This window comes from Paenibacillus yanchengensis (assembly GCF_042684845.1).
GTDB lineage: Bacteria > Bacillota > Bacilli > Paenibacillales > Paenibacillaceae > Pristimantibacillus > Pristimantibacillus yanchengensis.
In genome coordinates this window covers 158,084-167,165 of sequence record NZ_JBHUMH010000061.1, presented here as the reverse complement: position 1 = coordinate 167,165, position 9,082 = coordinate 158,084, and the positions used below count along the sequence as shown (strand labels likewise).

Genomic DNA, 9,082 nt, shown 5'->3' with positions numbered 1-9,082 from the left:
CTGAGCCAGGATCAAACTCTCCAATAAAAGTTTGTAGCTCATTTCTTGCTGACTTGCTTTGTATTACTTCACTCGTTGTTCAGTTTTCAAAGAACAAATCATTGTTTCATTTTGTTTGTTGTTGTTTCTCTTGTTGTGCACCGCGTCTCAGCGGCGACTTATATAATATATCACAGCTGCCTAGATTAATGCAAGTCTTTTTTTAAAATTCTTTTTTAAAAGTTTCTCTCATTAATAGGCCGACATTTAATTTATCACAGCTGCTCTTATTCGTCAACTACCTACAACATAAAAGATTAAACAATAAACAATTGTAAGCCCGCTAATAGCATTGCTCCAGGAATACCAAGTACAACAAGGGTAACGATAGTAACTGGGTTAATCGGAATTGTAATTTGGGGAATGACTTGCCATACGTTAATAATGTAAATAGCTACAGCTGCAACAACAACTTGCAATGAAAGTTTCCAAAACCAAGACCAAGACAATTTATGCTTTATCCATAAAAATAATAGCGCTACTAATGAAGCAACTAATAAGATAGTCCAAATAAGTTTCATTGTTCCAAACCTCCATTACTATAATTACTATATTTAATATCTAGTTCTGCTTGTTGCCAATTCAAATTTAATTGCTTCGCTTTACGCAATAGCATACTATATCTTTTCTCACATGAAATTAACGTATAGATCGCATAGTCGACTTCCTCTTCTCCACGTGCATAATGAAACATTCTTCTTGCCGCTTCCCATTCTCGCACCGCTTGATCAATATCTTCTCGCAATTGTTCTACAGTATGGTATGTTATTTCTTTTTCCGCTTGACCCATCATTAATCCCCTCCACAAACTAATCGAAATGTAATCTCTATTATTTCTATAGCTTGTCTGTGCATTTTAGAACTAAATGTGTTAGGGTAGAACGCAAAATAAACAAAAATAACCTGCCCATTCGGACAGTCGTCATAAACCGACTTTATCCGATGAACAGGTTATTTGAAAAATTGCTATCCATTATTAACTTTCTTTATTAACGATTAGTATCAATCTAGTTCTCTTCGACCTTCCAACGCTTTCGAAAGTGTCACTTCGTCCGCATATTCCAAGTCGCCTCCAACAGGCAAACCATGGGCAATTCTCGTTACACGGATTCCAAATGGCTTAATTAACCGAGAGAGATACATCGCTGTTGCTTCTCCCTCAATATTAGGATTAGTAGCAAGGATAAGCTCCTTTACTGTATCGTCACCAAGACGACGTAGTAACTCGGCTATTTTTATTTGATCTGGACCAATTCCCTCCATCGGAGAAATTGCTCCCTGCAATACATGATAGTAACCATTAAATTCTTTCATTCGCTCCAAAGCAACCAAGTCTTTCGTCTCCTGCACGACACAAATAACGGTTTCGTTACGGGATTTATCCTGACAAATAGAGCATGGATCAGTATCGGTAATATTGCAACATATAGAACAATAAAACAAATTCCGTTTTACACTTACAAGCGCTTTTGCAAAATCAATCACGTTGTCTTCTTCCATTCGTAATACGTGAAAAGCCAAACGGGCTGCCGTTTTCGGTCCAATACCGGGCAATCGTGTAAAAGAATCAATGAGCTTAGCTATCGGTTCTGGATAATACAAAAATGTACAGCTCCTCTCAGCACTGCGTCACTCATCACACCAAATTAAAATAATCCTGGTATTTTCATCCCGCCAGTAAACTTGCCCATATCTTGATTAGCTATTTCATCCACTTTGGAAAGTGCATCATTAACAGCAGTCAACACAAGGTCCTGCAACATTTCTACATCTTCTGGATCAACTGCTTCTGGATCAATAACGATACTAATTATTTTCTTATGACCGTTAGCAGCTACTGTAACTACGCCACCACCAGCTGATCCTTCAACCGTCTTTTGTTCTAGCTCCTCTTGCGCCTTTAGCATTTGCTCTTGCATTTTCTTCACTTGTTTCATCATTTGATTCATATTATTCATTATAGTCACCTCATTAAATTATTCATCATCTTTTATGACAACCAAATCTTCACCGAACAACTTTACCGCTTCTGATACCCATTCCGGTTGTTGTGGCGATAGCTCTTTGATCGTTTCTTTCGATAATGGTTCTGGCTCTAACTCAAATACTTCGTCAACTGGTGCGTGATTTCCTGCCTCTAAAGCCGCTTGCCACTCTCTTTGCATAACAGTTACCAAACGGAAAGGCTTTTTTAACACTTGTTCGGCTACTCGTTCAATAATTACTCGATGATCTGGCTTCTCTGTCGTTTCCCTGTGGATGTCGTTTTTAAATGCAACAACTAAATCACCTTCAGCTACTGCTGCCAGTTCTCCATCCTTCAACCATGCATGCAATGTTACCTTTTCATCTCGTACACGCTGTAACAAGTCATTCCATTTCATGCGAGCATCTACTGTTTCTGTTTGATTATGAACGGCAACATATGGATCGAGTTTTACTTTCGTTCTTATGGAAGCTACTCCAGCACCAAAACCACCGCGTACATTATTAGCAATCGTTGATTTCTTATTAGATGCTCCTACTCCTGTTGCCAATGAATTTGTTCCAGCATTTGCTTGCTCTAACTGCTTCACTTTATCTTCTAATGCTGCCAATTGTTTGCGTAGTATAGTTATCTCCGCAGTTCCGACTTCCGCATTATTATGCGAGTGTGAACCCGTTGCCGATGTTCGCTTACTATCTCCATCATAATTACTAGCTTCTGTTTGATCCAAAGTACACAATTTCAACATAGCCACTTCAAACATCGTTTGTGGTGAAGTAGCATATTTTAATTCAAGCTGATACGCATTCAAAACATCAATCATCGTAAACAATTGCGCATTACTAAATGCATTAGCCATTTGCTGAAACTGTTCTACATCTACGATGCGATCTGTAACCGTCGTAGTTGATTTGATAACTGTATTCGATGGTTCAGAAGAGGTAGTTGCTGTTTGATGAATAGTAGAGAGCTTAATAACAAGTAAATCCCGAAAATAATAAACAAGATTTTCCATACATTTGTCTGCACTTTTGCCAGCTTGCATCAAGCCTTCTACTAAAGTAAGCACGACTGCAGCATTTCTTTCCTGTATCGCTTGCGCCAATTGATAAAACTGTTCCGCAGCTATACCACCTGTAACGTCCACCGCCATATCTAGTGTAATATTACCTCCAGCGAAAGCAGCCGTTTGCTCTAACAAACTGATTGCATCACGCATTCCACCTTCTGAAAGCCTGGCGATGTAAGCAATCGCAGATGGTTCAGCTTGAATTCCTTCTGTCGTACAAATGTGCAGAAGTCGAGCTGTTTGCTCTTCTAGTGATACTTGTCGGAAGTCGAATCGCTGGCACCTTGAAACGATAGTTGCAGGTAATCGATGTGGTTCTGTTGTAGCCAATATAAAAATAACATGACCTGGTGGCTCTTCTAATGTTTTTAATAACGCATTAAAAGCTTCTGTAGTTAGCATATGCACTTCATCAATAATGTACACTTTCATACGTACTTCCGATGGGGCATAGCGTACTTTATCACGTATTTCTCTAATTTCATCTATCCCGCGGTTAGAGGCAGCATCGATCTCGACAACATCCATAATTGTTCCACTTGTAATTCCTTCACAAGCTGCGCAGTGATTGCAAGGCTCCACAAAACTACCAGCTGGTCCTTGTGTGCAGTTAACCGCTTTAGCTAAAACTTTAGCAGCAGTTGTCTTACCAGTACCGCGTGGTCCGCTAAACAAATATGCATGTGATACTCGTTGCTCTCGAATAGCATTTTGCAACGTCTGTACAATATGTTGTTGACCTACCATATCTTGGAACGTCTGTGGACGCCAAGCACGATATAATGCAATATGCGACACGTGTATCTATCCTTTCATGAATAGCGACTAAGAACATACTTCTATATTTTATAATACGAACTAGGTTTTATTATACTACAAGTTACATGCCAGCAAAACGTCTGCCCTAAAAATACAAAAAGCCCACAACAGTCCTGATCGACTATTGCAGGCATCGAATACGATATATTCAATACAAAATGATCAAAAACAATCACGTAGCCATGCTATTATAAATAAAGTTAATACCGTACACCCGTCTTCGATAAATGTGATCCAAGCGACATTCTCAAAAATCAGCTCAAATCAGGCGCTCCTTCGGCACATAAATTAACTTGCTTATGGCTGCTTCCTTCCGGACCTGACCAGATTCACAAGCATTCATTGCGAAGGACCCGACTCTCAACACTGTTTTCAAGCGTCCAGACCCTACATCAACATAACCTAGAACGGGAATTCAACCTCGCTATAGCGGATTGCGAGTTATAGGGCACCGCTACCTCCCCATCTAGTACGGCATAGACAAGTATATTACATATTGATTCAAAGCGCAACCTTTCCTTAAACCACAAAAAAACAATAAAACCTTCTCCAATCTACACCCGTAGTCGGAAAAGGTTTTTGTTTTTGAAAACGATACAATAATGTACGTATTAGATACCGTATTTCTTTTTGAAACGGTCTACACGTCCACCTGCATCCAGGAATTTTTGCTTACCCGTATAGAATGGGTGACATGCGGAACAAACCTCTACACGAATGTTCTGTTTAATGGAACCTGTTTCGAATGCATTTCCGCAAGAGCAAGTAGCCTGAACTACGTGGTATGTTGGATGAATTCCTTGCTTCATCTCGTTCACCTCTTTCTGCCCTGAGCCACTAGCGAGCCCAGAGTTAAAATAACACATAGACGGATTATAGCATGTATATCCGCTTGAGTGCAATCGCAAATATTTGTCTGCTAATTAATAATTGTACTTCGCTTTGTCGGAGGCACATGTGTAAAAGAACCAATTTTAACATGTGGTAGTTCCGAACGAAATATTTGTAGCATTTGTTGCATACTATATATTTCCCCTTGAGCCTTAGGAATAAGCTGTAAATAACTTTCAGGATCAATATTCAAGTTTCTCATCTGAATAAGTTTAAGATCCGTGCGTTTAGCAAAAGATAGCATCGCTTCTATTTCTTCTTCTCGATCTGTTACTCCCGGAAAAATAAGATAGTTAATCGATGTATATACCCCTTGATCAGCAGCATAACGCAAAGACTTTTCTACATTTTTGAGCGTGTAGCCACGCGGTTTATAATAGGCATTATAATGATCGTCCAACGCACTAATCGTACTAACACGCATCAAATCAAGTCCAGCATCTACAATAGCACGAATAAAATCTGTCAGCCCAGCATTGGTATTAATATTAATATACCCTAATGAAGTTTGTTGTCTTACCCTTTGCATCGCCTCTACAATAATTTTCACTTGCGTAGACGGCTCTCCTTCACACCCTTGTCCAAAACTAATAATCGACTCCGGTGTCCGTAAATGCTCCAGCATAATTTCGGTTACTTCATCTGCCGTTGGTTTAAAATTCATCCGTGTTTGCGGAGCTACAAATCCACTATCATCTGGTTGCTCTGATATACACCCAAAACAGCCAGCATTGCAAGAATACGAGACTGGTACAGCACCTTCCCAGCGTTGTAAGAAAGTATTCGAAGAAGTGAGGCATTCATATTCCAATGCGCAATGAGACAAATGTTTATATAGTCTATTATCCGGATATTTTTGCAATATATTATCCACTTGAACTGCAAGTTCATTTCGATCACAGTTTAGAGGGTCCCATCGCTCCGGATCATCACAGCGCTCAGCAGCTACATAAAATTGATCATCTTTCCATACGACAGCAGTGTAACCAAAGAGAGGAAGTCTTTCATTCGAATCTGTCTTTACATATGCTGGTAAGTACAGGCGAGTGTAGCCTTGAGGAAGTAATGCTCCGACAGCTTGCAACTGATTTGGCAATGACTCCATTTGTTCCGTTCGATCAGATATACCGATTGGTTTTGTAAACGGCAAACTGACGAGTGTAGCACCTTCTGGCATAGGAATTAATTCCCCAGGTAACAATTCTACAATACTGTCACCACTTCTACCTAGTGCTGTATATGCAGGATGATCGAACACATTCCCCTGTTCATCAGCATAAACTAGCTTCATTTTTTTCACCTTTCTTACGAGCTATGTGTAGTTCTAGTAATGGTACGACGAGTAGGTGCAGATGAGGCAGACGAAGTAGTAGTACTGTTACTTCTAGATACTTTATCTTGCTTTCCATCAGCAGTATCTAGCGACATTAAAAACTGCTCATTATTTTCTGTATCTCGAATTTTTTTCAAGAAGTTATCTATAAACTCCGGCGTTTCTGTTAAGCTACGACGAATCGCCCACACTTTATCCAACTCTTCTTTCGTTAACAACATTTCTTCACGACGAGTACCAGATCTACGCATATCTAAAGCAGGGAATATACGGCGTTCCGCTAGTTTTCTATCTAAGTGAAGCTCCATATTACCCGTACCTTTAAATTCTTCATAGATAATGTCATCCATTCTTGAACCGGTTTCTACTAAAGCAGTAGCAAGGATAGTTAAACTTCCGCCCTCTTCTACATTACGCGCAGAACCAAAGAAACGTTTTGGACGATGAAATGCTGCCGGATCAATACCACCGCTCAATGTACGACCGGAAGGAGGAATGACCAAATTGTAAGCTCTAGCCAAACGTGTAATAGAATCCATTAATATAACGACATTTTTTTTGTGCTCTACTAATCGTAATGCACGCTCTAGTACTAATTCCGCTACTTTTATATGATTTTCAGGCAACTCATCAAATGTGGAAGCAACCACTTCACCTTTTACGGAACGTTGCATATCAGTTACTTCTTCGGGACGCTCATCAATTAACAAAACAAATAATTCTATTTCTGGATGGTTTTGAGAAATACTATTAGCAATTTCTTTCAATAATAGTGTTTTTCCTGCTTTGGGAGGAGCTACAATTAATCCACGTTGTCCTAATCCTACTGGTGCAAGTAAATCCATAATACGAGTGGAAAGTTTGTTTTGTGATGTTTCTAATACCAGCTTTTCCTCCGGATAAATCGGAGTAAGGGCGGGGAAATGAAGACGTTCTGAGGCAGTTTCAGGATTTTCACCATTCACCGCATTTACTTGCAGCAATCCAAAATAACGTTCATTTTCTTTCGGAGGACGACATTTTCCTGAAACCAAATCACCACTTCTAAGATCGAATCGCCGTATTTGTGAGGCAGATATATAAATATCTTCCTTACTCGGCAAATAGTTAATTGGTCTCAAAAAGCCAAATCCTTCGGAGAGTACATCTAGCACTCCTTCCATAAACATTAGACCACTTTTTTCGGCTTGAGCACGTAAAATCGCAAAAATTAACTCTTTTTTCTTTAGTGTACCGTAATAGGCAATTTGATATTGTTTCGCAAGTTTATACAAGTCTGTCAGTTTAAGTTCTTCCAGATCAGCAATCTGAAGATCCGACATAGTCTCACCACTTTATTTTAAGTTTAATAATTACTTTGTTAAATTTTCAATATATAGGAGAATTATTCTAGCTCACGCTATAAAATAACATTATACTATTTAAATGTCTAGCATAGCCAATTATTCTAGTATCTATTCTATATTCACATGAGGAATGCTTTATGACTAATCTATTGTTAGTATACAAAAGCAGGTATTTAATTAACAAGTTTCTGCTAATTCGTCAACGATATGTTCTCGCCATACATTAGCGCCAAGTCGTCGTAAATTTTTTTCCAAATCATCATAACCACGATCTATATATTCAACACCGCTAATTTCTGTTACATCATCGCCAGCAATTAACGCCGCAATTACTAAAGCAGCACCAGCTCGCAAATCGGTAGCTCGAACTTTAGCAGCATTTAATTTTTTTCCTTCAATAATTGCCGATCGACCTTCAATACGAATATTCGCACCCATGCGTAACAATTCCGGCACATGTTTAAACCGTGTACCGTATACGTAGTCAGTAAGAATACTAACACCTTCTGCTTGCGTAAGTAGTGTCGTCATCGGAGATTGCAAATCAGTAGCAAACCCTGGATATACAAGCGCCTTTAGATCGATAGGTTCATATCGTTTCTTCCCTATCACTCTAATCGATTCATCTTGCTCGATAACTTCGACTCCCATTTCTTCTAGCTTTGCCGTAATAGCTTCCAAATGTTTCGGGATAACGTTATCAATAGTAACATCACCACGCGTTGCTGCGGCAGCGATCATATACGTACCGGCTTGAATTCTATCAGGAATAATAGAATGACGACATCCATGGAGATGCTGTACACCTTCAATTCGAATTGTTTCTGTCCCTGCACCTTTAATAACTGCTCCCATTGCACAAAGCAACGTAGCAACATCTATAATTTCAGGCTCTTTCGCCGCATTTTCAATAATAGTTGAACCTTTTGCTCTAGTAGCAGCCAACATAATGTTAATAGTTGCACCAACACTAGCTACATCTAAATATATTTTTGCACCAACGAGTTGTTTTGCTATAATTTTTATAGACCCATGGTCATTAATTATTTCGGCTCCTAGCGCTTCAAAACCTTTCATATGCTGGTCGATTGGTCGTGGTTCAAAATTACATCCACCAGGCATACCAATAGTAGCCTCTCCAAATCGTCCAAGTAATGCTCCCATCAAATAATAAGAAGCTCGCAACAATTTCACTTTTCCATTAGGCATAGCAACAGATCGCAATTGAGAAGCATCAATTCGCATTTGATCTTGCTTCCGCACGACTGTAGCTCCAAACTCTTCTAAAATTTCACTATAAACTTCTACATCACTAATATTTGGTAAATTATCCAGAATAACTTCTGAATCTGACAATATAGCTGCAGGAATTAATGCAACTGCACTATTTTTGGCACCGCTTATTTGCACAACACCGTTAAGTGGCTTCCCGCCTCTTATCATTAATTTCTCCATATCGGTGGCAACCTCCCGTACATTCAGTTAAAAGAAAAACCGCCTTAGCCTGACCAGACTACCTAGTGAGCAGAAACAATCTGCCCTTCCAAAGTCTGTAGTTCAAAACTATGATCTAGCTGCGGCGGTTTAGTCTTTTTACT

9 protein-coding genes and 1 other RNA gene are annotated in these 9,082 nt (G+C 39.3%); all 10 read right to left on the bottom strand.

Going from position 1 to position 9,082, the window contains the following annotated elements; genetic code table 11:
* Positions 1 to 296 precede the first annotated feature (296 nt).
* Positions 297 to 560: a pro-sigmaK processing inhibitor BofA family protein gene (locus ACFSTH_RS18370; RefSeq protein WP_377774786.1), complete on the bottom strand. Its 264-nt coding sequence runs from the start codon at positions 558 to 560 to the stop codon at positions 297 to 299.
* Complete coding sequence (locus ACFSTH_RS18365) at positions 557 to 832, bottom strand: DUF2508 family protein (protein ID WP_377774785.1); 276 nt, start codon at positions 830 to 832, stop codon at positions 557 to 559. Before ACFSTH_RS18365 ends, ACFSTH_RS18370 begins: the two co-directional genes overlap by 4 nt.
* Positions 833 to 1,041: 209 nt before the next feature.
* A complete protein-coding gene (gene recR / locus ACFSTH_RS18360) occupies positions 1,042 to 1,641 on the bottom strand; it encodes a recombination mediator RecR (protein ID WP_377774784.1) in 600 nt (199 codons plus the stop codon).
* Between the two features lie 44 nt (positions 1,642 to 1,685).
* Positions 1,686 to 1,997: a YbaB/EbfC family nucleoid-associated protein gene (locus tag ACFSTH_RS18355; protein WP_377774783.1), complete on the bottom strand. Its 312-nt coding sequence runs from the start codon at positions 1,995 to 1,997 to the stop codon at positions 1,686 to 1,688.
* Positions 1,998 to 2,015: 18 nt separating this feature from the next.
* Positions 2,016 to 3,893 carry a DNA polymerase III subunit gamma/tau gene (dnaX, locus tag ACFSTH_RS18350; RefSeq protein WP_377774782.1) on the bottom strand — a complete coding sequence of 626 codons (1,878 nt, stop codon included), beginning with the start codon at positions 3,891 to 3,893 and terminating at the stop codon, positions 2,016 to 2,018.
* Positions 3,894 to 4,120: 227 nt separating this feature from the next.
* Positions 4,121 to 4,389: signal recognition particle sRNA large type (gene ffs / locus ACFSTH_RS18345), an RNA gene on the bottom strand.
* Positions 4,390 to 4,525: 136 nt separating this feature from the next.
* Positions 4,526 to 4,723: a 50S ribosomal protein L31 gene (rpmE, locus tag ACFSTH_RS18340; RefSeq protein ID WP_377774781.1), complete on the bottom strand. Its 198-nt coding sequence runs from the start codon at positions 4,721 to 4,723 to the stop codon at positions 4,526 to 4,528.
* Positions 4,724 to 4,833: 110 nt separating this feature from the next.
* Positions 4,834 to 6,096, bottom strand: coding sequence for a radical SAM protein (locus tag ACFSTH_RS18335; RefSeq protein WP_377774780.1), 1,263 nt, complete (start codon positions 6,094 to 6,096; stop codon positions 4,834 to 4,836).
* 14 nt (positions 6,097 to 6,110) lie between these two features.
* Positions 6,111 to 7,460, bottom strand: coding sequence for a transcription termination factor Rho (gene rho / locus ACFSTH_RS18330; protein ID WP_377774779.1), 1,350 nt, complete (start codon positions 7,458 to 7,460; stop codon positions 6,111 to 6,113).
* Between the two features lie 201 nt (positions 7,461 to 7,661).
* Positions 7,662 to 8,939: a UDP-N-acetylglucosamine 1-carboxyvinyltransferase gene (locus ACFSTH_RS18325; RefSeq protein ID WP_377774778.1), complete on the bottom strand. Its 1,278-nt coding sequence runs from the start codon at positions 8,937 to 8,939 to the stop codon at positions 7,662 to 7,664.
* Positions 8,940 to 9,082 lie beyond the last annotated feature (143 nt).

Bases quoted from the DNA above. Each gene is read 5' to 3' on its own strand.
- ACFSTH_RS18370 (WP_377774786.1), bottom strand. From the start codon at position 560: ATGAAACTTATTTGGACTATCTTATTAGTTGCTTCATTAGTAGCGCTA.
- ACFSTH_RS18365 (WP_377774785.1), bottom strand. From the start codon at position 832: ATGATGGGTCAAGCGGAAAAAGAAATAACATACCATACTGTAGAACAA.
- ACFSTH_RS18355 (WP_377774783.1), bottom strand. From the start codon at position 1,997: ATGAATAATATGAATCAAATGATGAAACAAGTGAAGAAAATGCAAGAG.
- rpmE (WP_377774781.1), bottom strand. From the start codon at position 4,723: ATGAAGCAAGGAATTCATCCAACATACCACGTAGTTCAGGCTACTTGC.
- ACFSTH_RS18335 (WP_377774780.1), bottom strand. From the start codon at position 6,096: ATGAAGCTAGTTTATGCTGATGAACAGGGGAATGTGTTCGATCATCCT.
- rho (WP_377774779.1), bottom strand. From the start codon at position 7,460: ATGTCGGATCTTCAGATTGCTGATCTGGAAGAACTTAAACTGACAGAC.
- ACFSTH_RS18325 (WP_377774778.1), bottom strand. From the start codon at position 8,939: ATGGAGAAATTAATGATAAGAGGCGGGAAGCCACTTAACGGTGTTGTG.